This window comes from Ruegeria sp. BHSA123 (assembly GCF_059613425.1).
Genome location: NZ_JBXWSL010000009.1, coordinates 24,968 through 48,798, shown reverse-complemented (window position 1 = coordinate 48,798; position 23,831 = coordinate 24,968). Strand labels below are relative to the sequence as shown.

The 23,831-nt window shown below is 57.7% G+C and carries 24 protein-coding genes; 18 read left to right on the top strand and 6 right to left on the bottom strand.

Annotated elements, in window-relative coordinates; genetic code table 11:
* Nucleotides 1–34: 34 nt before the first annotated feature.
* Both gatA and gatC read right to left on the bottom strand, forming a co-directional pair.
* A complete protein-coding gene (gene gatA / locus AC2FNC_RS07170; RefSeq protein WP_480475755.1) occupies nt 35–1,522 on the bottom strand; it encodes an Asp-tRNA(Asn)/Glu-tRNA(Gln) amidotransferase subunit GatA in 1,488 nt (495 codons plus the stop codon).
* A 3-nt stretch (nt 1,523–1,525) separates the two neighbouring features.
* Nucleotides 1,526–1,813, bottom strand: a complete 288-nt coding sequence (gene gatC, locus AC2FNC_RS07165; RefSeq protein ID WP_480919250.1) for an Asp-tRNA(Asn)/Glu-tRNA(Gln) amidotransferase subunit GatC — start codon at nt 1,811–1,813, stop codon at nt 1,526–1,528.
* Nucleotides 1,814–2,041: 228 nt separating this feature from the next.
* On the opposite strand from gatC, the gene AC2FNC_RS07160 reads away from it, so the two are divergent.
* Nucleotides 2,042–2,200: a hypothetical protein gene (locus AC2FNC_RS07160; protein WP_209504628.1), complete on the top strand. Its 159-nt coding sequence runs from the start codon at nt 2,042–2,044 to the stop codon at nt 2,198–2,200.
* A 157-nt stretch (nt 2,201–2,357) separates the two neighbouring features.
* Entirely contained in the window at nt 2,358–2,921 is a 564-nt protein-coding gene (locus AC2FNC_RS07155) for a DUF4202 domain-containing protein (protein ID WP_480493731.1), read from the top strand.
* A gap of 75 nt (nt 2,922–2,996) precedes the next feature.
* Here the strand turns inward: AC2FNC_RS07155 and AC2FNC_RS07150 are convergent, their stop codons facing one another.
* Complete coding sequence (locus AC2FNC_RS07150; RefSeq protein WP_496714881.1) at nt 2,997–3,668, bottom strand: ceramidase domain-containing protein; 672 nt, start codon at nt 3,666–3,668, stop codon at nt 2,997–2,999.
* A 59-nt stretch (nt 3,669–3,727) separates the two neighbouring features.
* On the opposite strand from AC2FNC_RS07150, the gene AC2FNC_RS07145 reads away from it, so the two are divergent.
* Entirely contained in the window at nt 3,728–4,420 is a 693-nt protein-coding gene (locus tag AC2FNC_RS07145) for a metal-dependent hydrolase (protein WP_480604553.1), read from the top strand.
* Nucleotides 4,421–4,427: 7 nt separating this feature from the next.
* Complete coding sequence (locus tag AC2FNC_RS07140) at nt 4,428–5,399, top strand: adenylate/guanylate cyclase domain-containing protein (protein ID WP_480516158.1); 972 nt, start codon at nt 4,428–4,430, stop codon at nt 5,397–5,399.
* A gap of 25 nt (nt 5,400–5,424) precedes the next feature.
* On the opposite strand, the gene AC2FNC_RS07135 is transcribed toward AC2FNC_RS07140, so the two are convergent.
* Entirely contained in the window at nt 5,425–5,883 is a 459-nt protein-coding gene (locus tag AC2FNC_RS07135) for a nucleoside deaminase (protein ID WP_480493855.1), read from the bottom strand.
* Between the two features lie 61 nt (nt 5,884–5,944).
* On the opposite strand from AC2FNC_RS07135, the gene AC2FNC_RS07130 reads away from it, so the two are divergent.
* The 14 genes from AC2FNC_RS07130 to AC2FNC_RS07065 all read left to right on the top strand — a co-directional run bounded on the left by AC2FNC_RS07130 (nt 5,945) and on the right by AC2FNC_RS07065 (nt 20,912).
* A complete protein-coding gene (locus AC2FNC_RS07130; RefSeq protein WP_480475739.1) occupies nt 5,945–6,760 on the top strand; it encodes a pseudouridine synthase in 816 nt (271 codons plus the stop codon).
* Nucleotides 6,761–6,935: 175 nt separating this feature from the next.
* Nucleotides 6,936–7,850, top strand: a complete 915-nt coding sequence (locus tag AC2FNC_RS07125) for a 5-bromo-4-chloroindolyl phosphate hydrolysis family protein (protein ID WP_480604559.1) — start codon at nt 6,936–6,938, stop codon at nt 7,848–7,850.
* 30 nt (nt 7,851–7,880) lie between these two features.
* A complete protein-coding gene (locus AC2FNC_RS07120) occupies nt 7,881–9,071 on the top strand; it encodes a toxic anion resistance protein (protein ID WP_496714880.1) in 1,191 nt (396 codons plus the stop codon).
* 49 nt (nt 9,072–9,120) lie between these two features.
* Nucleotides 9,121–10,041, top strand: a complete 921-nt coding sequence (locus tag AC2FNC_RS07115) for a DUF2927 domain-containing protein (protein WP_480554141.1) — start codon at nt 9,121–9,123, stop codon at nt 10,039–10,041.
* Nucleotides 10,042–10,063: 22 nt separating this feature from the next.
* Nucleotides 10,064–11,209, top strand: a complete 1,146-nt coding sequence (locus AC2FNC_RS07110) for an SPFH domain-containing protein (protein WP_480554021.1) — start codon at nt 10,064–10,066, stop codon at nt 11,207–11,209.
* A gap of 47 nt (nt 11,210–11,256) precedes the next feature.
* On the top strand, nt 11,257–12,360 hold the full coding sequence (locus tag AC2FNC_RS07105; protein ID WP_480516150.1) for a TFIIB-type zinc finger domain-containing protein: 1,104 nt from the start codon (nt 11,257–11,259) through the stop codon (nt 12,358–12,360).
* Between the two features lie 65 nt (nt 12,361–12,425).
* The gene (locus AC2FNC_RS07100) at nt 12,426–13,094 is read left to right on the top strand and encodes a nitroreductase (RefSeq protein WP_480516148.1); all 669 of its coding nucleotides are present in this window, start codon (nt 12,426–12,428) and stop codon (nt 13,092–13,094) included.
* Nucleotides 13,095–13,136: 42 nt separating this feature from the next.
* Entirely contained in the window at nt 13,137–13,574 is a 438-nt protein-coding gene (dtd, locus tag AC2FNC_RS07095) for a D-aminoacyl-tRNA deacylase (RefSeq protein ID WP_480516146.1), read from the top strand.
* On the top strand, nt 13,574–14,677 hold the full coding sequence (locus tag AC2FNC_RS07090) for a glycerate kinase type-2 family protein (RefSeq protein WP_496714879.1): 1,104 nt from the start codon (nt 13,574–13,576) through the stop codon (nt 14,675–14,677). The genes dtd and AC2FNC_RS07090 overlap by 1 nt, the downstream gene beginning before the upstream one ends.
* A 234-nt stretch (nt 14,678–14,911) precedes the next feature.
* Entirely contained in the window at nt 14,912–16,498 is a 1,587-nt protein-coding gene (locus AC2FNC_RS07085; protein WP_480506188.1) for an ABC transporter substrate-binding protein, read from the top strand.
* 15 nt (nt 16,499–16,513) lie between these two features.
* Nucleotides 16,514–17,470: an ABC transporter permease gene (locus tag AC2FNC_RS07080; RefSeq protein ID WP_480516140.1), complete on the top strand. Its 957-nt coding sequence runs from the start codon at nt 16,514–16,516 to the stop codon at nt 17,468–17,470.
* Nucleotides 17,470–18,285: an ABC transporter permease gene (locus tag AC2FNC_RS07075; RefSeq protein ID WP_480475720.1), complete on the top strand. Its 816-nt coding sequence runs from the start codon at nt 17,470–17,472 to the stop codon at nt 18,283–18,285. Before AC2FNC_RS07080 ends, AC2FNC_RS07075 begins: the two co-directional genes overlap by 1 nt.
* The gene (locus AC2FNC_RS07070) at nt 18,282–19,919 is read left to right on the top strand and encodes an ABC transporter ATP-binding protein (RefSeq protein ID WP_480475718.1); all 1,638 of its coding nucleotides are present in this window, start codon (nt 18,282–18,284) and stop codon (nt 19,917–19,919) included. Before AC2FNC_RS07075 ends, AC2FNC_RS07070 begins: the two co-directional genes overlap by 4 nt.
* A gap of 156 nt (nt 19,920–20,075) precedes the next feature.
* On the top strand, nt 20,076–20,912 hold the full coding sequence (locus AC2FNC_RS07065) for an alkaline phosphatase family protein (protein ID WP_480475716.1): 837 nt from the start codon (nt 20,076–20,078) through the stop codon (nt 20,910–20,912).
* 10 nt (nt 20,913–20,922) lie between these two features.
* Here AC2FNC_RS07065 and AC2FNC_RS07060 read toward each other — a convergent pair whose 3' ends face one another.
* Nucleotides 20,923–21,846 carry an alpha/beta hydrolase gene (locus tag AC2FNC_RS07060; protein WP_496714878.1) on the bottom strand — a complete coding sequence of 308 codons (924 nt, stop codon included), beginning with the start codon at nt 21,844–21,846 and terminating at the stop codon, nt 20,923–20,925.
* Nucleotides 21,847–21,858: 12 nt separating this feature from the next.
* Complete coding sequence (locus tag AC2FNC_RS07055; protein WP_496714877.1) at nt 21,859–23,748, bottom strand: acyl-CoA synthetase; 1,890 nt, start codon at nt 23,746–23,748, stop codon at nt 21,859–21,861.
* Between the last annotated feature and the right edge of the window lie 83 nt (nt 23,749–23,831).

The following is a 23,831-nucleotide window of genomic DNA, read 5'->3' as shown; positions in this document are numbered from 1 at the left end:
GGCTCCGTTTTTGGTAATCCACTTTCCCGAAGGCTTACCACCATTTGCCGGGCTTGGCCACAAATCCGGCTGCGTTTTCCAGCGCATAAGCGGTGTTGAGCAAGTCACCTTCTTCCCACGGGCGCCCGATCAGCTGCAACCCCAATGGAAGACCTTGTGCATCCAGGCCTGCGGGGACCGAGATACCGGGCAAGCCCGCGAGGTTCACGGTAACCGTAAAGACGTCGTTCAAATACATCTGAACAGGGTCCGCCTCGGTCATTTCCCCCAGACCGAACGCCGCCGAAGGGGTTGCCGGTGTCAGAATGGCATCGATGCCCGCGGCAAACACGTCTTCGAAGTCTTTCTTGATCAGGGTCCGGACCCGGCGCGCGCGGTTGTAATAGGCATCATAGAAACCTGCGGACAGCACATATGTGCCGACCATCACGCGGCGCTGCACCTCGGGGCCAAAGCCTTCGGCGCGAGTCTTTTCGTACATCTCAGTGATGCCATCGCCCTGCGCCAGCTGTGCGCGGCGGCCATAGCGAACACCGTCATAACGGGCGAGGTTCGAAGACGCCTCGGCCGGGGCAATCACGTAATAGGCGGGCAGCGCGTATTTGGTATGCGGAAGCGAGATATCGACAATCTCGGCACCCGCGGCTTTCAGCATCGCTGCGCCATCGGCCCAGAGTTTTTCGATCTCGGCGGGCATGCCGTCCATACGGTACTCTTTCGGGATACCGATCTTCTTGCCCTTGATGTCACCAGTCAGCATGGCCTCGAAATTCGGGACGGCCAGTTCGGCACTGGTCGAATCCTTGGGGTCATGCCCGCACATGGTTTCCAGCATGATTGCTGCATCACGTACGTTCTTGGTCATTGGTCCTGCCTGATCCAGCGAGGACGCGAAGGCGACGATGCCCCAACGAGAGCAACGACCATAGGTGGGTTTGATGCCCGTGATGCCAACAAAGGCCGCAGGCTGGCGGATCGAGCCACCGGTGTCGGTACCTGTCGCCGCCAGGCACAAATCAGCAGCCACGGCAGACGCAGAGCCGCCAGAGGAGCCACCCGGTGTCAGATGCGCATCATCGTTGCCACGGCGCCACGGGCTGACCGCATTGCCATAGGTCGAAGTTTCGTTGGACGATCCCATGGCGAATTCGTCCATGTTCAGTTTACCCAGCATCACCGCGCCTGCGTCGGCCAGTTGCTGTGAAACAGTGGATTCGTATTCCGGCTTGAACCCTTCCAGGATTTTCGACGCCGCCTGCGACGGCACACCCTTGGTGCAAAACAGATCCTTGATACCGATCGGCAGGCCACACATCGACGGTGCGTCGCCACGCTGGATACGCTCATCCGCGGCCTTGGCGCGTTCCATCGCAATTTCCGGCGTCTTGTGGACAAAAGCGTTCAGCGCATCTGCCTCGTCAATGGCTTTCAGGCAGGCGTCAGTCAGCTCGACAGAAGTGACGTCACCGGAACGCAGGGCATCGCGTGCCTCGGCCAGACCCAGTTTGTTCAGATCGCTCATGTCTTACTCCACCACTTTAGGGACTGCGAAGAACCCTTCGCGGGCATCAGGGGCGTTGGCCAGAACCTTGTCCTGCTGGCTGCCGTCGGTCACCTCGTCCTTACGGCGTTTCAGCCGCATCGGCGTGACCGAAACCATCGGCTCGACACCTTCGACATCCACTTCGTTCAGCTGTTCGATGAACCCGAGGATGGTGTTGAACTCGGATGCCAGCGCCGGGAGCGCGTCATCCTCGACCTTGATCCGGGCCAGTTTGGCCACTTTGGCGGCGGTGCTTTGGTCAATCGACATCGGCTTCCCTCATCTACGTTATGGGGCGTTTACCTGTCTGTCGCGGCAGTCGCAAGACCGCTGCGCCACAGGCCGTGGCGAGTTTTTGATCCCCCACATGACACCCGCCATTCAAAACTGAATGAGTGGTATGCAAAAAAGTAAACTGATTAGTTCAATATTGATCTTGAAAACTGAACTATACTGTTCATTTCTATTTGTGCGACACAACGCAAACCGGAGAAAACCATGAAACCCCTGATGATTGCCGCAGTCTTGTCCGCCACCTTTTTGGCCGCACCGGCCATGGCCTTGGGTATCGACACAAGCAACCTGACACGCACGTTGACCTTCCCGTCGCCTGTGACGGAGCCGGTCACACAGGACAAGGTTAAACCTGCAAAGTGACGCGCAGGTTCCGGCCGGGTCGGATATCCCCTCTCCGACCCGGCCAAAGCGCATATTCGAGGGTGCACAGCCCAAAGCGAGTCGTTAGCATTGCTGCAAATACCAAAAAGGAACTGCATAGGGCACTTGCGGTTCTGACAAGCAAGTGGAGCAGCTGATGAACACGCAAAAACAAGCGGTCCTGGATGCCATTGATGCGGCCAACGCAAATGACCCCAATCGCGATGATGGCCGCCCCGAAGCGCAGCTTTACGGCGAGCGGATGAGCGCAGAGCTTGACCGACTGTTTCCGGGCGCGTCCGACGCCTTGCAGATTGCGGCGCGTGGTCAACATGTGGAGCGGTGGAAACTTGCCCGCAATGAATTCCCTGAAGGCCGGGCGGGTTATCTGGCCTGGCGCAAGGCGCAGGGTGTGCATCACGCGGATGTGGTGATGAGTTTGATGACCCAAGAAGGCTATGACGCCGAGCAGGCCGAAGCCGCGGGTCGCATGTTGCGCAAGCAAGGCATCAAACGCGATGCAGAGGTGCAGGCGCTGGAAGATGTGATCTGCTTTGTATTTCTGAAATGGTATTTCCAGCCCTTTGCGGCGAAACACTCAGCCGAGAAAATCCAAAGCATCGTTGAGAAGACTGCCCGCAAGATGTCGCCCGAGGGCCGCGCACGGGTTTTGTGCGAATTCGACCTGCCGGATCATCTGGCCGCAGCCTTTCAAGACTGAGAAAAGGGCCGCGCCGTTTCACCGACCGAATCATAAGTCTGAAGGATGGTCACGACAGGCCTACCCGACATATGCTCATGATCCACGAGTTTGGGTGACGCGGCCCCTGATGAGGGCCGCACGATACACTTCGATCATCCAGCCCAGCATAATAGCATTCAGGATATGCCACATGAAATGTGTCCCCACCGGCCATTGAGCACAGAGACGCATATCGAGGGCACGGAAGGCAATCGACAGGATCAGGATCAACGCCCCGATTTTCAGCCCTTTGGCCAGAATCGGATCACGGCCGCGCAACGCAACAGCATAGATCAGGATCAGCAAAGCGACCGCCGCATAAACCGCCGAACCTCCAAGCCCCGGAACCTGTTGGAAAAGTGGGACAGCAGCAGCCGCATAGGGAAGAAAAAGAAGCATTCCCCCGAACGCCAGCCCCAAAGGCATCCTCCAGATGTTTTTGTTCACCGCAAAGATATAGACCAAAATGAACGACAGTATGGGCGCGACATCCGCCAAAGCCGCCCATACCTGCGCATGCGTGTGAAACAGGTAACTGCCAAACCCGATGATCGCCAGAAGCGCCACCAGAACCTTGGCCAGCGGCATGTTCTGATTGCGCACGCGCCGCCACATGACCCATGCGCAAATCAGAAAAGCGGCGTTTGTGACCGCGTTAACGGGCTCGGCCCAGTAGGCCGGAGACAACCGCTCGCAATACCCGTCTATTTCACGAAACCAATCCATGGAAATTTACTTATCCGATGTTAGGCTGCCGCCAACAGAATGATTGGGAGGAAATTATTATGAACATTATCTGGTTGGGCCATGGAAGTTTCCGTATCGAATCCCAGGGACAAGTGCTGCTAATCGACCCCTGGCTGACCGGCAACCCGGTCATGCCCGAGGAACAGCATGACGCCGCCGTTGATGGCGCCACCCACATCCTTCTGACCCACACACATTTTGACCATGTCGTCGACGTTCTGCCGTTGGCCAAACACCTGAAAATTCCGGTTGTGGGACAATATGACCTGATGGGGTACTGGGCCGAAGCCGAAAGCATCGAGACCATTGGTTTCAACAAGGGCGGCACGGTCAACCTGAACGGAGTCAAGGTAACAATGGTCCCGGCCTCTCACAGCTCGACCTTTTCGACACCTGACGGCCTGCGCACGGGCGGCAGCGAGGTCGGCTTCATGATCAGTACCGAGGGCCGCATGGTCTATGTATCAGGTGACACGGATATCATGGCGGATATGGACTGGATGGGGGATTACTACAAACCCGATATCGGCATCCTGTCCGCAGGTGGGCACTTCACCATGGATATGAAAGGCGCCGCCTATGCAGCCAAACGATACTTCAACTTCAAAACTGTGATCCCCTGCCACTACAAGACCTTCCCGATTCTTGAGCAATCCGCTCAGGCGCTGGCAGGTGCTTTGCCGGGTGTAGACGTCATCGAACCGCAGGTTATGCAGGCGATAAAGCTGTAGGGATGATATGACCAGCGACATTGTCCCTTCACCTGAACTGATCGCAGTTGTACGGCGATGGAATCAAGCCGTTCATGACAAGGATCGGGCTGTGCTGGTCAATATGTTGTCATCCTCGGAACACCTGCGGTATCAGGGCTCGGCGGATGAAGAGGCATGGTCCGGGCAGGTGTTTCGCCGTGGCTTCGCGGATCACACCAAGGAAATCCCGGACTATGACTGGCAGGAACATTCGCTGGAAGCTTTTGAATGTGGGGATGTGGGCTGGGCATTTTGCGAAGCGACGCTGACCTTTCATTCGAACGGCAATTCAGCCTGGCACCGCTTTACATTTGTACTGCATCTGGAAGACGGCGTCTGGAAAATGGTGCAGCTGCATGTGTCCAACCCAACCTCGAACATGGAAAAGATCGGCATCGAACATGCGGCGTTGAATGCACTGATCGAAGCCGCAAAGCAGGAGTTCACACAGGATCAGACCGAGGGAACCGCCTCGGTCATGTTCACTGACATTGTCGGGTCGTCAGATATCACCCGGCAATTGGGCGACAAGAAATGGGCCCAGCTTATTTCCGGTCATTTTGATCTGACTGAAAACCTCATCCACGCCCATCAGGGACGGCTGGTCAAATCCCTTGGGGACGGCACGATGTCGATCTTCCCAACGGTCCAGGATGCAATCCAGGCAGCAATCGAGCTGCAAAGTAAGAACGCGTTGGCAAATGCCGAAACACCTCTGGGTCTGCGGATTGGAATTCATACCGGCGACGTCATACAGAAAGATGAGGATTTCTTCGGGTCCGTCGTCAATAAGGCCGCGCGCGTGACAGACGTAAGTGGCCCGAACGAAATTCACGTCACCGACGTAACCAGATTGCTGGTCAGCCCGGCGGGCGGTCTGAAATTCAGCACGCCAAAATCGGTCTCACTGAAAGGGTTCGGCGGGCAGCAGACAGTGTATCGCCTGGACTGGAACTGACAGTAGCCGTCCTGTCAGGCCAGCCTCATTTTTCTTTTCGTTTTTCTGCGAAAAAATCCAGCAGCAGGGTTTCACATTCTTTGGCTGCTAAGCCGTCATAGACCTCGGGCTTGTGATGCGCTTGCGGGTGGGAAAAAACCCTCGCGCCATGGGCCACGCCGCCGGATTTGGGATCGGAAGCCCCGTAATAAACGCGCCGGATACGCGCGGCCGCCAGGGCCGCTGCGCACATGGCGCAGGGTTCCAGTGTGACATAGATATCATGTCCGGGCAGTCTTTCAGATCCAGCATGGGCACAGGCCGCGCGCAAAGCCAGGATTTCTGCATGCGCCGTTGGGTCGTTCGACTCACGCGTCCGGTTTCCTGCCACCGCCACAACAGAGCCGTCCGGCCCGACAATGACCGCGCCAACGGGCACTTCGCCGCGATCCGCTGCAGCGCGCGCCTCACTCAGTGCCTGTTCCATATGCGATTTGAACATCATGCCCCTGACTGCATCAGAAACCTGCCTTTCGCAAGCGCGCGGGATAGGGTATGGCCCAGACATGAACAAGACCCCTCCTCCCGGCGACCGGATCGCCAAAGTCCTGGCCCGCGCCGGCGTCGCGTCGCGGCGCGAGGCCGAACGCATGATCGAAGCTGGCCGCGTGGCCGTAAATGGCAAGGCCATCGACAGCCCCGCCCTGAACGTAACAGAAAAAGACAAGATCGTTGTCGACGGTAAACCGGTCTCGGAACCGGAACCCTCGCGCTTGTGGCTGTATCACAAGCCTGCTGGGCTGGTCACAACAACCCGCGACGAAAAAGGGCGCGATACGATTTTCGACAAGCTGCCCGAAGACATGCCGCGGGTGATGAGCGTTGGCCGGCTTGACCTGAATTCCGAAGGTCTGCTGCTGCTGACTAATGATGGTGCTATCAAGCGCAAGCTTGAACTGCCAGCGACCGGCTGGTTGCGCAAATACCGTGTGCGGGTAAACGGCCGCCCGAAAGACGAAGATTTCGAACCGCTGCGCAAAGGGCTGGTGATTGAGGGAGAGCGGTTCCAGCCGATGACCGTCACGCTGGATCGCCAGCAAGGGGCCAATGCCTGGCTGACCATCGGTCTGCGCGAAGGAAAGAACCGTGAAATCCGCCGCGCGATGGAAGATATCGGTTTTAATGTGAACCGTTTGTTGCGGGTTTCTTACGGACCGTTCCAATTGGGCAATCTGAAGCCGGGCGAAGTCGAAGAAATCCGCCGCCGCGTTATGCGCGATCAACTTGGCCTGGATTCGGATGCCAAACCCGAAGCGGCCCCCAAACGCCCGACGCGACCACAAAGAAAACGCCCGCCCATCGGCAAGAATCCCCGCAAGTGATGCAGGTTCGGCAACCTTCCCCCTAGCGCCAAGCATGCGTATCCCCTAAATTTTCTGTGATTGCTGCTATTTGGGGAGCGTGATGTCCGGAAGCGGAGTGCAAAAATTCGCCTACGCCGTATTGCTGGTGCTTTTGTTTGGCGTGTGCACAGGCGTGCTTGGGGGCTTGTAACGCATGGCAAAGCGATTTGGCGGCAAATACAGCCCTCAGGACAATGCGTCCGGTGACACTCTTCAGCCCCGTGGACAATTCGATGGCGCGCGGGTCGAACCTGCGGGTGCACGGGCCAATGTCCTGTTCATACCGGCGATCCCATTGGTATTTCTGTCGCTGAACGACGGCGCGATTGGCATGACCATTGGTCTGATCGCAGCTGGCCTGCTGACGGCAGCTGCGTTTTTGCTGCGCGAAGGTCTGCGGGCCGAAGCCGCGTTTAACGCCCGTAAAACCGCCCGCCGACCTGCTTTTCCGCGTAAAATCTTTGCCAGCCTTCTGACAGGTCTGGGTGCCGCTTTTGCGTCGTACCGGACCGAGTTTCTGAATGCGGAAACGGCATCACAAGTCAGCCTGCTTGCCCCCGTCTTGTTCGGCGCGGCAGCAACCGTGCTGCACTCGGCCTCCTTCGGGTTTGATCCGATGAAGGACAAAGGCATGGAAGGAATTGACACCTTTCAGCAAGATCGCGTTGCCCGGGTCGTTGAGGATGCGGAAAACCGTCTTTCCGAGATGACGGACGCCATCAAACGCGCGGGTGATCGCCGGATCGAAGCCCGTTTGGAACGGTTTCAGGACACTGCACGTGACCTTTTTCGAACGGTCGAGGAAGACCCCCGCGATCTGGCGGGCGCGCGAAAATACATGACGGTTTATCTACAGGGCGCGCGTGATGCGACGGTCAAGTTCGCCGATGTCTATGCCCGGACCCGCGATGCGCAGGCGATGACGGACTACGTCGCGCTGCTGGATGACCTAGAACAGAATTTCGCCGCGCGTACGCGCAAAATGCTATTGGATGACCGCAGTGATCTGACGGTCGAAATCGACGTGCTGCGCGAAAGACTGCAGCGCGAAGGCGTCCGGTTGGACTGACCGGCCATTATTTGAGCGAGGAACATCCCCATGTCCGATGAGATCAAGAACAAGGCGGCTCAGGCCGAAACACTGGTGCAGGAAGTCACCGCAGTTGCCCTGCCCGAACCAAAGGCCGAGGTTATCTCGCTTGAAGAAGCCGACGAACCAGTGAGTGCCGAGATCCGCAAGCGCATGGACGAGATCGACATGAGCAACACCAATTCGATTGTTGCTTTCGGATCTTCCGCTCAGGCCGAATTGCAGGAAATCAGTCAGGCCATGCTGGCGGATGTGCGCAACAAGGATGTAGGCCCCGCAGGCGACAGCCTGCGCAATATCGTGACCACGATCCGCGGGTTTTCGGTCAGTGAGCTGGACGTGCGCCGCGAGCGCAGCTGGTGGGAAAGGCTGCTGGGCAGGGCCGCGCCATTTGCGAAATTCACCGCTCAGTTTGAAGAAGTTCAGGGGCAAATCGACCGCATAACCGACGATCTTCTGGGGCATGAGCATACACTGCTCAAGGACATCAAATCGCTGGACCTGCTGTACGAAAAAACACTGGGCTTCTATGATGAACTGGCGCTGTACATCGCGGCGGGTGAAGAAAAGCTGACCGAATTGGACAGCCACGACATCCCCGAAAGGGAAGCTGCCGTTCAGGCCGCGCCAGAAGAAGAACAAGTGATGAAAGCACAGGAACTGCGTGACATGCGCGCCGCGCGTGACGATCTGGAGCGCCGCGTGCACGATCTGAAACTGACCCGTCAGGTCACGATGCAGTCGCTGCCTTCGATCCGGCTGGTGCAGGAGAACGACAAGTCTCTGGTCACAAAGATCAACTCGACGCTGGTGAACACCGTGCCGCTGTGGGAAACGCAACTGGCACAGGCCGTTACCATTCAGCGCAGCGCCGAAGCTGCCGCCGCGGTGCGCGACGCCAACGATCTGACCAACGAACTTTTGACCTCGAATGCTGCCAATCTGCGCCAGTCGAACAAGATGATTCGCGAGGAAATGGAACGCGGCGTGTTCGATATCGAAGCTGTCAAAAAGGCCAACGCAGACCTGATCGGCACTATCAACGAAAGCCTGGCCATTGCGGATGAAGGAAAAGCCAAACGTGCCGCGGCCGAGGCCGAGCTGCAGAAGATGGAGGCGGAACTGCGCGACACTCTGGCATCCGCCAAGGCGCGACGAGACGGGACCGGCGACAACGCCGGAACCGCTCTCCCCGGCTGAGGCTGAACTGGGCGTGCGGGATATTACATATCTAAAAAAGGCGCTGGGGATGGCGGCGTTTTTGGCTTTGGCCAATTGCGATGAAACACTGACATCCTCGATTGCGCCGCAAGCGCGCCCAGCGCCTGTTTCTGTTGCGGCGAATGCCTATGTACCGCCCTCTGCCGCAAGTCAGGATCTGGCGCGGTTTTACCAGCGTGTCGAACGCGACCTTCTGGTGCGGGGGTTATTGCGGACAGACGGGGGCGGGCCCGATACGCCTTATGACGCCCAGGATCTGGCGCGGAACTTCGAAGCGATTGCGTTCTACAGCGAATATCCGACCCAAAACGTTTCCATCGGTTCGCGCCAGACAGACGGGCAGCTCAGCCGTTGGTCGGGGCCGGTGCGCATCCAGACTGAGTTTGGGCCTTCCGTGCTGCCTGTTGTACGGGAACAGGATGCGGAACGGGTTCAGTCCTTTGCCTCGCGCCTGGCGAGGCTGACGGATCATCCGATTTCCGTGGTCTCCCGAAACGCTAACTTCCACGTCTTCTTCGCGGGCAAGGACGACAGCGCCTATGTGGTGTCCCGACTGAAACAGCTGATCCCGAATATCAGTCAGGCTTCGCTTGATCTGGTCGCAAATCCGAGATCGAATTTCGATTGTTTTGTTTTTGCCTCGGCGACAACGGCCTCTCCGTATAAATATGTGCGCGCCGTTGCGTTGATCCGGGCCGAATTGACTGATCTGGTCCGTCGCAGCTGTATCCACGAAGAAATCGCACAGGGGCTGGGATTGTCGAACGACAGCCCGGCAGCGCGCCCATCGATCTTCAATGATGATGACGAGTTTGCCCTGCTGACGAGCCATGACGAAAAACTGCTGACAATGCTTTATGACAAGCGGCTTGAGCCCGGCGTGACAGTCGATCAGGCCCGCCCCATTGTGCATGTCATTGCCCGGGAATTGATGGGGCAGCCGCTCTGACCCCAAGGACAGGAGAACCCAAATGGGAATATTCGATTTTCTGACCGGAGAATTCATTGACGTCATCCATTGGGTTGACGACACTCGCGACACCATGGTCTGGCGGTTCGAGCGTGAAGGCCATGAAATCAAATACGGTGCCAAGCTGACGGTGCGGGAAGGTCAGGCGGCAGTATTTGTGCACGAGGGGCAGCTGGCGGATGTGTTCACGCCAGGTCTCTATATGCTTGAAACTAACAACATGCCGATCCTGACCACGTTACAGCACTGGGATCATGGCTTTCAGTCGCCGTTCAAGTCCGAGATCTACTTTGTCAACACGACCCGGTTCAACGACCTGAAATGGGGGACCAAGAACCCGATCATGCTGCGCGACCCCGAGTTTGGGCCGACCCGCATTCGTGCCTATGGCACCTATACCGTGCGCGTAAAAGACCCGGCCAGGTTCCTTGTGGAAATCGTTGGAACCGACGGCGAATTCACCATGAACGAGATCAGCTTTCAGGTCCGCAACATCATCGTGCAGGAGTTCAGCCGCGTTATTTCGGGATCTGGCATTCCCGTATTGGACATGGCGGCGAACACGGCTGATCTGGGCAAACTGATCGCGGCCGAAGTTTCCCCGGTGCTGGAAGGCTATGGGTTGGAAATGCCAGAATTCTACATCGAGAATATTTCGCTTCCGCCAGCGGTCGAGGCCGCATTGGACAAGCGGACCTCGATGGGATTGGCCGGAGATCTGGGTAAATTCACACAGTATTCCGCGGCGGAGGCGATGACGGCTGCGGCCAGCAACCCCAACCAAGGCGGTGGAATGGGCGCAGGTCTTGGCATGGGAATGGGCATGGCAATGGCACAGCAGATGTCAAACATCGCAGCAGGCCAGCCAAGCGGCCCGTGGGGAGCGCCCGCCCCCGCTGCCCCGCGACCGGCAGCCTATGTGGCCCCGCCGCCGCCACCGGTCGAGCATGTTTGGCATATCGCCGTAGATGGGCAGACCAGCGGCCCGTTTTCCAAAGCCAGGATGGGCAGAATGGCCAGCGAGGGCGATCTGACGCGCGACACCTATGTCTGGACCGCGGGCCAGGACGGCTGGAAGAAGGCCGGAGACGTGCAGGAACTGGCGCAGTTGTTCACCATTCTGCCGCCACCGCCGCCGGGGGCCTGACCAAAACGCGACACTCCTCCATCTGTCCTGACACTATTGGGTAATGTATGACACACGCCCCTGACCTTGCAGAGCACCGCTTCCCCTGCCAGCAATGCGGCGCAGATTACCGGTTCAGCCCTGGCGATGGTACGCTGACATGTGATCATTGTGGTCATTCCGAACCCATCGGATCGGGTCCCTGGCAAGGTGCCAGCCTGCGCGAACTGGATTTTGACGCGGCCATTACGGATCGTCTGCCTGACAGCGAGCTGGAACAGACCCGCGTTCTGTCCTGTCCGAACTGCGCGGCGCAGGTTGAATTCGACCCCAATACGCACGCTGCGGAATGCCCGTTCTGTGCCACGCCGGTGGTAACCGACACCGGTGTGAACCGGCATATCAAACCGAAGGGCGTTCTGCCTTTTGCTTTCGACAAGCGCGAGGCGCATAAGGCGATGAGCGATTGGCTGGGGCGGTTATGGTTCGCGCCAAACGGGTTGAAGGATTATGCCCGCAAGGGCCGCAAGATGCAGGGCATCTATGTGCCTTACTGGACCTTTGATGCCGACACCAAGTCCACCTACCGTGGTGAGCGCGGCGTGATTTATTATGAAACCCGCACCGTGATACGGGACGGTAAACGGGTTCAGCAACAGGTGCCAAAAGTGCGCTGGTCGCCCAAATCAGGTCGTGTTGCGCGGTTTTTTGATGACGTTCTGGTGCTGGCCTCGCAGTCGCTGCCCAAGGCTTACACTGACGCGTTACAGCCTTGGGATCTGCCGGCACTTGAACCTTACCAGCCAGAATACCTCGCCGGGTTTCGCGCCGAGGCGTATACGGTTGAACTCAATGAGGGCTATACCGAGGCCCGCGCGCATATGGCGCGCGTGATCGAACGGGATGTTCGCTTCGATATTGGGGGTGACAAGCAGCGTATCCACGCGGTGGACACCGAGGTGCGCGATGTCACCTTCAAACATATTCTGCTGCCGATCTGGATGGCGGCTTACAAATATCGCGGGCAGACCTATCGATTTGTGGTGAACGGTCGAACCGGGCGGGTTCAGGGGGAACGTCCCTGGTCAGCCATCAAGATCACGATTGCCGTTGTTCTGGGCCTGCTTGTTGCCGGGGTTGTCGGGTATCTGGCAGCCAACGGGCAGCAATAGCAACTGCTTGTACATCTCGCGCGGCATGATCATCCTGAGGGTCGGAACATAACAACGAGGCGCTAGTGTCATTTGCAGAACTGAATAACCTTCTGGAGAAACGCCATTCCTGCCGGGCCTTCCTGCCCGACCCTGTACCAAAGGAGCAGATCGAACAAATCGTGGCCAGCGCGGCCCGGGTCCCAAGCTGGTGTAACGCGCAGCCGTGGCAATTGGTGATCACAAGCGGCGCAGAGACCGGCAGGTTCCGCGCGGCGATGCAAAACGAAGCTGAAACAGGCGCACCGGCCCCCGATCTTCCGTTTCCCGCGTCATATTCAGGCGTCTATCAAGACCGCCGCCGCGCGTGCGGTTGGGCGCTCTATGAAGCAGTCGGTGTGGAGCGCGGGGACCGGGCAGGATCGGCCCGACAAATGATGCGCAATTTCGCTCTGTTCGATGCACCGCATTGCGCCATCGTCTCAAGCCCGGCGGAACTTGGACCATATGGCGCAATGGATTGCGGAGGGTTTGTTACGGCTTTCTCGTTGGCAGCGCAGGCGATGGGTGTGGCAACCATTCCTCAGGCCGCATTAGCCGCGTATGGCCCGTTCCTGCACAGGTATTTTCGGATCCCGGAAGACCGCCTGATCCTGTGCGCGATTTCCTTTGGGTATTCGGACAGAAAGCACCCCGCAAATAACTTTCGCACAGATCGTGCCGCGCTGGGTGACTTTGTCGACTGGCGCGGCTAAACCATCGCTCAGGCAAGATAATCGCCAAGAGGGGGAAACCACGTGCGCGCGTTGCTGCAAAGAGTTTCGCAAGCCAAAGTATCGGTCGATGGCAACGTCATTGGCGCATCCGGTCCGGGGCTTTTGATTCTTGTCTGCGCCATGCAGGGGGACGATGAGGCTCAGGCTGAAAAACTGGCCCGGAAAACCGCCAGACTCAGGATCTTCAAGGACGACGCGGGCAAGATGAACCGCTCGCTTCTGGATGTAAAAGGGTCAGCCTTGGTGATCAGCCAGTTTACATTGGCGGCAGATACAACAAGCGGTAACAGGCCGGGGTTTTCAACTGCAGCACAGCCCGAACTGGGCGAGCATCTGTATAACACCTTCGCAAACTACCTTGCTGCGCAAGGTGTAGCGGTGGAAACTGGACAATTCGGGGCCGACATGGCCGTTGAACTTGTCAACGACGGACCGGTCACAATTTGGGTGCAGACTTGATGGATACTGAAAAGCAAGCCGTTCAACTTTGGCGCGCCGGAGTTGAGGCCGTTGACGGATACATCGCCACCGAGGCCGCCCTGCACGACATCCCGAAACCGGATCGTATTCTGGCCGTTGGCAAGCCTGCCGCCGCTATGGCACGGGCGGCGTTGGCGCAGTACGGCACGGTGCCCACGCTTGTCGTGACCAAGGACGATCACGGTCGGGACTTGCCTGACACTGTCGAGGTGATCGAAGCCTCGCACCCGGTTCCGGACAACCGCAGCCTTGCAGGCGGGCGCGCTCTGCGTGCTGCGCTGGAGCAGATGGAACCCGGATCACATGTGCTGCTTCTGGTGTCGGGTGGCGCGTCTTCGTTGGCCGAGGACCTTTTGCCCGGAAAATCGCTGAGCGATCTTGAAGCGTTGAACCGCAAGTTACTGTCAGAGGGAATGGACATCGGCGCTATGAACGCTGAGCGGCGCAAACTGTCCCGCATCAAAGGCGGGGGGTTGCTGTCGCACTTTGCGGGCGCGCGCGCGACCGTTCTGGCCATCTCGGACGTACCGGGCGACGACCTCAATGTCATTGGATCGGGTGTCGGCGCTTTGCCTTCCAGCCACACATTTGAGGCCGTCACGCGGATCGTGGCCTCGAACGCCCATGCCCGCAGTGCGGTTGTACAAGCCGCCGAAGCGGCTGGGCTAAAGGTTTGGGCCGATGAAGAGGCGCTGCATGACGACTATCTGAAGGTTGCCGCACATCTCGGCCAACTGCTGCGCGGCATGGAAAAGGGCGTGATGGTCTTCGGCGGAGAGCCGACAGTGGTCTTGCCCGATCACCCTGGGCGCGGTGGGCGAAACCAGGCGCTGGCACTTGCACTGGCGCAGGAGATTGCCGGGCAGCCAAACCTTACAGTTGTTGTCGGCGGCACGGATGGCACAGACGGGCCGACTAATGCGGCAGGAGGAATCATTACCGGCGCAACATGGAGCGAAAGCGGGATAACCGCCCTTCGAAATGCTGACAGCGGATCGTTTCTGGAAAAAGCCCAAGCCTTGCTGACAACCGGGCCAACCGGCACCAATGTCATGGACCTGGTTGTCGCAATACGTGGATGAATTGACGCATATCGCACCGCGCCGTACCGCAAAGGCTCGGAAACTGGCCTGAAACAGAATTGTATCATAGTATTCTTGTGGAAAGGGCATCGCGCCAAACAAGGTTACTTGCGCTTCGGCCTTCGGCATCTAGGAGAAATACCCTTGCCCGGTCCGCCGAAATAAGCCAACGTTGACTCATGCGTCAACAAAAACCCGAAAAGGGTTAAAACCACTCGATAGGGAGAATAATCGATGAACGAACAAATCACGCATATGGCCGGTCAGGTCACAGCCGGAAAAATGACCCGCCGCGAATTCATGGGGAAAGCCGCGGCTCTGGGTGTTTCGGCTGCGATGGCCAGCACAATGTTCGCGGACGCCGCTCGGGCTGCTGGGCCGAAAAAGGGCGGTGATTTGAAATTTGGTCTTCAGGGTGGTGAATCCACTAACTCTCTGGACCCAGCGACCTACGCAAGCTCGGTTCCCTTCCAGAACGGCAAACAGTTTGGTGACCAGCTTGTTGAAGTTGCACCAGACGGCTCGATCGAGCCGCGTCTGGCGGAAAGCGTTGAAGGCAGCGCCGACGCTAAGGTTTGGACTTTCAAGCTGCGTCAGGGTGTCGAATTCCACAACGGCAAGACTATGACCAGCGAAGACGTGCTGAAAACCATGCAGCGCCACTCGAACGAAGACTCCAAGTCCGGTGCCCTGGGCATCATGAAGGGCATTGAGTCAATGAAAGCTGACGGCGACAACTTCCAGGTCACCCTGACCGAGCCAAACGCCGACCTGCCCTATCTGATGGCCGATTACCACCTGATCATTCAGCCTGATGGCGGTATGGATAATCCGGGGGCAGGTATCGGGACTGGACCGTACAAATTGGAAGTTGACGAACCCGGTGTGCGTCACTTGTTTACAAAGAACGAAAACCACTGGAACAGCGATTACGGCAATTTCGACAGTGTCGAAGTCATCGTCATCAACGACGCAACTGCGCGTACCGCTGCCCTGCAATCCGGACAGGTCCATGCGGTCAACCGCGTGGAACCCAAAGTTGCCGACCTGTTGGGCCGCGCACCCAACCTGACCGTACATTCAACCGCTGGTCGCGGTCACTACGTCTTCATCATGCATTGCGACACGGCACCGTTTGATAACAATGAACTGCGCACCGCGCTGAAATACGCCATCAACCGGGCAGACCTGGTAGACAAGGTTCTGCGAGGCTACGGTTCGATCGGTAATGATATGCCGATCAACGCGGCCTACCCACTGTTTGACGAAACAATCGAGCAGCGCGAATTCAGCATCGAAAAAGCAGCCGAGCACTACAAGAAGTCCGGCCATGATGGTTCGCCGATCATCCTTCGTGTCGCAGATGGCGCGTTTCCAGGTGCGGTGGATGCCGCTGCCCTGTTCCAGCAGACGGCCGCGCAGGCCGGTATTCCACTGGAAATCAAACGTGAGCCCAACGATGGCTACTGGTCCGAAGTCTGGAACGTCCAGCCCTTCTGTGCGTCGTACTGGGGTGGTCGCCCTGTACAGGACCAGATGTATACTACAGCTTACCTGTCAACTGCGGATTGGAACGACACTCGTTTCAAAGTTCAGGCCTTTGACGACTTGCTGTTTGCGGCGCGTGCAGAGTTGGATGCAGAAAAGCGCAAAGGCATCTATAGCCAGATGGGCCGTATGGTCCGCGACGAAGGCGGCTTGATTTGCCCGATGTTCAACAACTTTGTTGAAGGCGTCAGTAATCAGCTGGATGGTTGGGAATCAGACCCGAACCAAGAGATGATGAACGGCAACATGTCCCGCAAAATGTGGTTCGTCTAAAACGGGCCACGGATCATGCATCCTATCATCAAACTGGTTTCCCAGCGCCTTGCGCTGGGACTCCTATTGCTGTTTGGCGCTTCGGCTCTGATTTTTGGCCTGACCGAAGCCCTTCCCGGAGACGCAGCGCAAGCCGTCCTGGGGCAGTCCGCAACCCCAGAGGCCCTTGCAAACCTTCGCGAAGAAATGGGCCTGAACCGGCCTGCCCTGACCCGCTATTTCGAATGGCTGGGCGGTATCGTTCAGGGTGATCTGGGTCAGTCCCTGACCAACAAGCTCGACATTGCTGAAAGCATTGGCAAACGGTTGGGCAACACATTGTTTCTGGCATGCGCCGCGGCCGTGGTTTCGGTTCCGCTTGCCATCTTCCTGGGCTTGCTGGCAGTCCGCTACCGCAACCGCTGGCCGGACAAGCTGATCTCTGCTGTCACGCTTACAACAGTGTCAATACCAGAGTTTCTGATCGGCTACGTGGTGATCTACTATGTTTCGGTAAAGCTGGGCTGGTTTTCCTCGCTTGCGATGATCAATGACTCGATGTCATTCGGGCAAAAACTCAATGCGATCGCATTGCCCGCTTTCGTGCTGACGCTGGTGGTCTTGGCGCAGATGATGCGCATGACCCGCGCGGCGATCCTCAACCTGATGCAGTCGGCTTATATCGAAACGGCGGAACTGAAGGGGTTGTCAAACTTTCAGGTCATTGCGCGACACGCCTTTCCGAACGCGATCTCACCCATTGTAAACGTGGTGATGCTGAACCTGGCCTATCTGGTCGTGGGCGTTGTCGTGGTCGAAGTGGTGTTCGTTTATCCCGGCATGGGACAATACCTGGTGGACTCGGTGACCAAGCGTGACGTGCCGGTCGTGCTGGCATGTGGTGTGGTCTTTGCCGCCGTCTATATCGGGCTGAACATGGTGGCCGATATCGTGTCGATCCTGGCCAACCCAAGACTGAGGCATCCGAAATGATGAAGAATATTCCAATTTCGGCGATGATCGGTCTGTTTTTCACAGGTCTCTATTTCTTTGTCGCCTTAGCCGCGCCTTTGATTGCGCCCTACGGCATGGCCGAAGTGGTTGGCGATGTGTGGGAGCCATCAAGCGCCGAACACCTGTTGGGCACCGACAATATAGGTCGGGATCTGCTGACACGCATGATCTACGGCGGGCGTACGACGATCTTCATTGCGGCTGCGGCTACGATCCTCAGCTTTGTAACCGGCACGTCGCTGGGTTTGCTGGCTGCGGTTCTGGGCGGTTGGGCTGATCAGGTTCTCAGCCGGGCAGTTGATCTGGTCATGTCGATCCCGACCCTGATCCTGGCACTGGTCATTCTGGCCATTGTCCCGGTGACAGTCCCGATCCTGATCCTGGTGATGGGTCTTCTGGACGCGACACGCCCGTATCGCCTGTCGCGGTCGGTTGCCGTCGACATCAACGTGATGGATTATGTCGAGGCCGCCAAGTTGCGCGGCGAAGGCCGTGCCTGGATCATCTTCCGTGAAATCCTGCCAAACGCCCTGTCACCGCTGGTGGCCGAGTTTGGGCTGCGGTTTATCTTTATGGTCCTCTTCATCTCGACCCTTTCGTTTCTGGGGCTGGGCGTTCAGCCACCGCTGGCCGACTGGGGCGGCATCGTGAAGGAAAACAAGGACGGCATCGTTTATGGCATCGGCGCAGCTTTGTACCCAGCTGTGGCCATCGCGACGCTGGCGATCTCGGTCAACCTTGTCGCTGACTGGGTCCTGAACAGAACCACATCGCTGAAAGGAGGCCGGGGATGAGTGATACCCTTCTCAAGGTCCGTGACCTCAAGATCGGTGCAACGGTCTATCCACCGGGTGAAAAACCCCATGACATCGAAATCGTGCACGGGGTCAGTTTTGACCTCGAACGCGGCAAGGTGCTGGGCCTGATCGGAGAATCCGGTGCCGGTAAGTCCACCATCGGCCTCGCTTCTATGGCCTATGGCCGGGGCGGTGTTGAAATTACCGGCGGCGAGGTTTGGGTAAACGGGCGCGATATTCTGAAATCGTCGCATGGCGATATCCGCAATCTGCGCGGCGGTGAGGTTGCGTATGTGTCGCAATCCGCTGCCGCGTCGTTCAACCCGGCCAAGAAGATCATGGATCAGGTTGTCGAAGCTGCGGTTGAGCATAAGAAATTTTCGCGAAAAGAGGCCGAAGGCCGCGCGCGGGAACTGTTCGCCAAACTAGGCCTACCCGACCCGGATAATATCGGTGAACGCTACCCGCACCAGGTTTCAGGCGGACAGTTGCAGCGATGCATGACGGCGCTGGCGCTGTGCCCTGAACCCGATCTGGTGGTGTTCGATGAACCCACCACGGCACTGGATGTGACCACGCAAATCGACGTGCTGATGGCGATCAAAGAAGCCATTCGCGATACCGGTGTTGCTGCTCTCTACATCACGCACGACCTTGCGGTCGTGGCGCAAGTCAGCGACGAAATCATGGTTTTGCGGATGGGGAATACGGTTGAATACGGGTCAACCGATCAGATCATCAACAACCCGCAGGAAGAGTACACGCAGGCTCTGGTCTCGGTCCGTTCGATCGAGCACGAGGAAAAACAGCCCACAGCGGAACCGCTGCTGAGCGTTGACGGTATCACCGCGCGCTACAAGGGGTTGAATTTCGACGTGCTGCACAACGTCAATGTCGAGCTTCATCCGGGTCAGACGCTGGCGGTTGTGGGTGAATCCGGGTCGGGTAAATCGACACTTGCCCGAGTGATCACCGGCCTGCTGCCGCCGCGCGACGGCGAGATTACGTTTGCCGGACGCAAGCTTTCGCCTGACCTTGCCGGACGATCCCGCGAGGACCTGCGCGAGTTGCAGATGATCTATCAGATGGCTGACGTGGCAATGAACCCGCGCCAGACAGTGGGTACGATCATCGGACGCCCGCTGGAGTTCTACTTCAACATGCGCGGTGCCGAAAAGCGCAAACGGGTCGTCGAACTGCTGGACGAGATCGAGTTGGGCGAGAAGTTCATCGACCGTTATCCGGCCGAGTTGTCCGGTGGCCAAAAGCAACGCGTCTGCATCGCGCGGTCACTGGCAGCCAAGCCCAAGATGATCATCTGTGACGAAGTGACATCGGCGCTCGACCCGCTTGTAGCGGACGGTATCCTCAAACTGCTGCTGGATTTGCAGAAGATCGAGGATGTGGCCTATCTGTTCATCACCCACGATCTGGCGACGGTTCGGGCGATCAGCGACAGCATCGCGGTGATGTATCAGGGACGCGTGGCCCGTTATGGTCCAAAGAGTCAGGTGCTCAGCCCGCCATTCGACGACTATACAGACCTTCTGCTGAGCTCGGTGCCCGAGATGCATCTGGGCTGGCTGGAAGAGGTCGTTGCCCATCGCAAAATGGAAAGTGCGGGGAACTGATCTCTGCGCCTGTAACATCACTTTGAAGAAATGGATTCCCGGCGTTTTGCACCTTGGCTGACGTCGGGAATTTATTATTTGGGACGCGATTTGGCAGGCGCGTGGTTTCAACTCGCGTATCGTCCGCATGAAATACTCAGATCAAAGGGCCAAGCCATGGACCGTAAACTACTATTGATCATTCTGGACGGAGTACCATACCGGAATTTCCGCCGCCTGTTCGGCAACCTCGAAGGCTGGGTCGACAGCGGCGAAGCTCGGGTGTGGAAGCACCGCGCAGTGCTGCCTTCAACTTCGGCCAGTTGCTATGCATCGATCCATACGGGCGTAACGCCGCAAGAACACGGCTGCACCGGAAACGGCAACGTCTTTCGCCTGAGCCATAAGGATGTCTTTAGCCAGGTACGTGAGGCAGGCGGCGTGACTGGGGCTGTCACACACAGTTTTTGGTCGCAGTTCTTCAACCGTCACCCGTTCGACTATGTCCGCGACGTCGAATATGACGAGCCAGAGAGCCAGACCATCAATCACGGTCGCTTTCACAGCATGACCGGCTACGGCAAAGACAACCAGATGACCCCGTCCGACGTCGATCTATTTGCCACCTTGACCAATCTGTGTCTGCGCTTTGGGCTGGACTATGGCATCCTGCACACCTGTACACTGGACAGCATGGGTCACCGTTTCTATCACGACTGCGAAGAAATGGATCATGCCTGCTTTGTTGCAGACGAGATGCTGGCCCCGTTCATCCCTCGCTGGCGCCAATTGGGGTATGAGGTGATCGTCACCGCCGATCATGGCCAAGACGAGCGCGGACACCACGGAGGGCGCAGCCCCCTGCAACAGGAAACCGCGCTGTATTACTTCGGCGATGCCGACGGGCCTGACGTAGAAACCGTAATCGACCAGATCCAATTGGCCCCGACCATTCTGAGCCGATTGGGTGCGCCCCTCGCAGACACGATGAGGGCTAAGCCGTTCCTGATGTAACTGACTGACTTCAGTCGTAGGGCCAGATCTCTTGCCCCAGTGCTTCGATAGCGACCGAGATCCGTTCGAAGCTGTCTGCTGCGCGCTTTACCGAGGTTCGCGCACGTAGGTACCCATGAACAAGGCCAGGTTCGTTGATCCAATGGGCCTGACCACCAGCCGCGCTTATCCGCTCGCAATAGACCTTCCCGTCATCGCGGAGCGGGTCACAGTCAGCGGTAATCACAACAGTTGGCGGCAGTTTCGAAAAATCATTTTCCTGTAGCGGCGCATAAGTCGGATCGCCTTGCGGCTGGGCGCCTGTGTATCGGACGGTTTCATAGAATTTGATGTCGTCCAGTGTCAGTAAAGGAGCATGGGCGTGCTCAAGATATGAGCCGCGCGATTGATCTCCGCCAAGGCCGGGATAGATCAGGACTTGCCCCAGAATATTGTCCAGCCGCCCGCGCGCATGGTGGGCAATAGCTGCTGACAAATTTCCTCCCGCGCTGTCCCCGGCCAGAACCAGCGGGTCGCCATACTCGACCGCCGCCCATTTCACAGCTGTCCAGCAATCCTGGAACTGCGCTGGATGCACATGTTCAGGACACAGCCTGTAGTCGACTGAAACGACGCGGTATCCCGTCTGCGCACAAAACTCGGCACAGACATCATCGTGGCTGTCCAACCCGCCAACGACAAAGCCACCACCATGAAAATACACAACCGTTCGGGTCGGATGCCCGGCGGTATAATGGCGGACCGGCACGCCATCGGCGTACAGGTCCTGGGTTTCGACACCGGCAGGGCGCGGTTGGCGAAACTGCTTGCACATCGTGTCATAGACCCGACGCTGGTCCTCGATGGACAAATCGACCGCATCATCCGGATAGCTTTCGGCCGTGCGGCGTATGAACGCCCAGGTTTCTTCGTCGATCAGGCGTTCATAGTCCATTGTTCCTCCGGCTTATTTGGACCACTCCCAGGGCCGGGTAAATGCGCCCAGCACTTTCGAGACATCGTCTTCCGAAGATCCGTTCGCGTCAAGCTGCGCGACAAGGCCACGCTTTTTATCGTCGATCACCAGAACAACCCGCGCAGCAAGACCCGCAGCGTCAAGAGCACCATTGTAGATGCGGGTGATGGCGTGTTTGCGCAGGTCCGGCTTGAACACCTTGCCGACCGCAGTTTTCGGCAACTCGTCAAGAATGGTTATATGCTTGGGTTGTGCGGCTCGCTCATGCACGTGAACTTTGCAATATTCCAGCAGCTCATTTTCAGTGACCGACGCCCCATCAACCAATTCGACAAAGGCGCAGGGCACTTCGCCCGAATGCGCGTCCGGCTGACCGATCGCTCCTGCGAAGGCAACTGCATTGTGACCCAGCAGCGCCTCTTCGATTTCGGCAGGATCGATATTGTGACCACCGCGAATGATCAGGTCCTTGGCGCGACCGGTGATCCAAAGGTAGCCGTCTTCGTCAAACCGCCCTAGGTCGCCCGTACGCAGGTATTTGTCAAAGTGATAAAGACCAATGTTCTTTTCGGCCTCTGTATACGTGTTGCCTGCATACACACCGGGATTCGAGATGCAGATCTCACCAATCTGATCAGTGCCGCACTCTGTCGGCCCATCCGGCCCGTCCAGCAGGATTTTGACATCCGTATAGGGGAACGGAATACCGATCGAACCGATCTTTTTCTCGCCATCCACAGGGTTGCACGAGACCAGACAGGTGGCCTCGGTCAGGCCGTAACCTTCGACGATGGTGACGCCCGTCGCCTCTTCAAAGCGGCGGAACAACTCCACCGGCAGTGGCGCCGAACCCGAAAAGGCGGTTTTCACGCTTGAGATATCTGCATCCACCGGGCGTTGCATCTTGGCTGATATCGCGGTTGGAACAGTGATGATAAAGCTCACTTTCCAACGCTCGATCAGCTTCCAGAAATTGTCGAACACACCGTCACCGCGATAACCTGCAGGTGTCGGGAAAATCACATGTGCACCCGACGACACGGCTGCCATCACGATAACATGCACGGCAAAGACGTGGAACATCGGCAGCGGGCACATGATGACGTCATTCTCATCAAACAACAGCGTGTTGCCCAGCCAGCCATTGTAGATCAGACCCGAGTATTTATGCTGCGCCACCTTGGGCATCCCGGTGGTCCCACCGGTGTGGAAATAACAAGCAACGCGATCTTCATTGCTGTCCTCGAATGTCAGCGTCGTCGGTTGCTTGGCAAGTTCCTTGTTGAAGTTCTTGTAATCCGCGTGCGCCAGCTTTTCCTTTTCGCCCATCTTGGGGCGCAGGAAGGGAACCAGCCACGACTTGGGCGGCGTCAGGTACCGGTTCAGGTCGATTTCCAGAATGGTGTTGACCTTGGGCGCGTGGCGCACCGCCTCTTCTACCTTTTGGGCAACATCTGTTTTCGGGAAAGACTTTAGTGTAACAACCACTTTGGCGCCTGTCTCGCGCAGGATCGCCGCAATCTGCTCGGGCTCCAGCAACGGATTGATCGGGTTCACGATTCCCGCAACTGCACCGCCCATCATTGTAATCAGTGTTTCGTTACAGTTTGGCAGTACATAGGCCACCACGTCATTTTCACCGACACCCAGCGAGCGGAACAGGTTTGCCGCCTGATTGACCTTGCCCAGAAGTTCCGACCAAGTCAGGGTCTCAGCCTTGTCCGTGGGCCCGGACAGTAGCTGAAAACTGATGGCGTTGTGGTTGGGAAATCTCTCTGCCGTGCGCGACAGGAGCTGATGGAAGGTGACAGGCAAATCCCGATCCTCCCACGACATTTCCTGTTCCATGCGCGTTTTGTCTTCCAATCCCACAAAGGCCATGTGGTTCCTCCCGTTTTTCTCCCGTGTTTTTGCACGAGCTTGTTGTTCGCATCCAAGATGGAAGCAAAACAAACCTCGCGCAA

Coding starts and splice junctions, on each gene's coding strand:
- gatA (WP_480475755.1), bottom strand. CDS start 1,522: ATGAGCGATCTGAACAAACTGGGTCTGGCCGAGGCACGCGATGCCCTG.
- gatC (WP_480919250.1), bottom strand. CDS start 1,813: ATGTCGATTGACCAAAGCACCGCCGCCAAAGTGGCCAAACTGGCCCGG.
- AC2FNC_RS07160 (WP_209504628.1), top strand. CDS start 2,042: ATGAAACCCCTGATGATTGCCGCAGTCTTGTCCGCCACCTTTTTGGCC.
- AC2FNC_RS07155 (WP_480493731.1), top strand. CDS start 2,358: ATGAACACGCAAAAACAAGCGGTCCTGGATGCCATTGATGCGGCCAAC.
- AC2FNC_RS07150 (WP_496714881.1), bottom strand. CDS start 3,668: ATGGATTGGTTTCGTGAAATAGACGGGTATTGCGAGCGGTTGTCTCCG.
- AC2FNC_RS07145 (WP_480604553.1), top strand. CDS start 3,728: ATGAACATTATCTGGTTGGGCCATGGAAGTTTCCGTATCGAATCCCAG.
- AC2FNC_RS07140 (WP_480516158.1), top strand. CDS start 4,428: ATGACCAGCGACATTGTCCCTTCACCTGAACTGATCGCAGTTGTACGG.
- AC2FNC_RS07135 (WP_480493855.1), bottom strand. CDS start 5,883: ATGATGTTCAAATCGCATATGGAACAGGCACTGAGTGAGGCGCGCGCT.
- AC2FNC_RS07130 (WP_480475739.1), top strand. CDS start 5,945: ATGAACAAGACCCCTCCTCCCGGCGACCGGATCGCCAAAGTCCTGGCC.
- AC2FNC_RS07125 (WP_480604559.1), top strand. CDS start 6,936: ATGGCAAAGCGATTTGGCGGCAAATACAGCCCTCAGGACAATGCGTCC.
- AC2FNC_RS07120 (WP_496714880.1), top strand. CDS start 7,881: ATGTCCGATGAGATCAAGAACAAGGCGGCTCAGGCCGAAACACTGGTG.
- AC2FNC_RS07115 (WP_480554141.1), top strand. CDS start 9,121: ATGGCGGCGTTTTTGGCTTTGGCCAATTGCGATGAAACACTGACATCC.
- AC2FNC_RS07110 (WP_480554021.1), top strand. CDS start 10,064: ATGGGAATATTCGATTTTCTGACCGGAGAATTCATTGACGTCATCCAT.
- AC2FNC_RS07105 (WP_480516150.1), top strand. CDS start 11,257: ATGACACACGCCCCTGACCTTGCAGAGCACCGCTTCCCCTGCCAGCAA.
- AC2FNC_RS07090 (WP_496714879.1), top strand. CDS start 13,574: ATGGATACTGAAAAGCAAGCCGTTCAACTTTGGCGCGCCGGAGTTGAG.
- AC2FNC_RS07085 (WP_480506188.1), top strand. CDS start 14,912: ATGAACGAACAAATCACGCATATGGCCGGTCAGGTCACAGCCGGAAAA.
- AC2FNC_RS07080 (WP_480516140.1), top strand. CDS start 16,514: ATGCATCCTATCATCAAACTGGTTTCCCAGCGCCTTGCGCTGGGACTC.
- AC2FNC_RS07075 (WP_480475720.1), top strand. CDS start 17,470: ATGAAGAATATTCCAATTTCGGCGATGATCGGTCTGTTTTTCACAGGT.
- AC2FNC_RS07070 (WP_480475718.1), top strand. CDS start 18,282: ATGAGTGATACCCTTCTCAAGGTCCGTGACCTCAAGATCGGTGCAACG.
- AC2FNC_RS07065 (WP_480475716.1), top strand. CDS start 20,076: ATGGACCGTAAACTACTATTGATCATTCTGGACGGAGTACCATACCGG.
- AC2FNC_RS07060 (WP_496714878.1), bottom strand. CDS start 21,846: ATGGACTATGAACGCCTGATCGACGAAGAAACCTGGGCGTTCATACGC.
- AC2FNC_RS07055 (WP_496714877.1), bottom strand. CDS start 23,748: ATGGCCTTTGTGGGATTGGAAGACAAAACGCGCATGGAACAGGAAATG.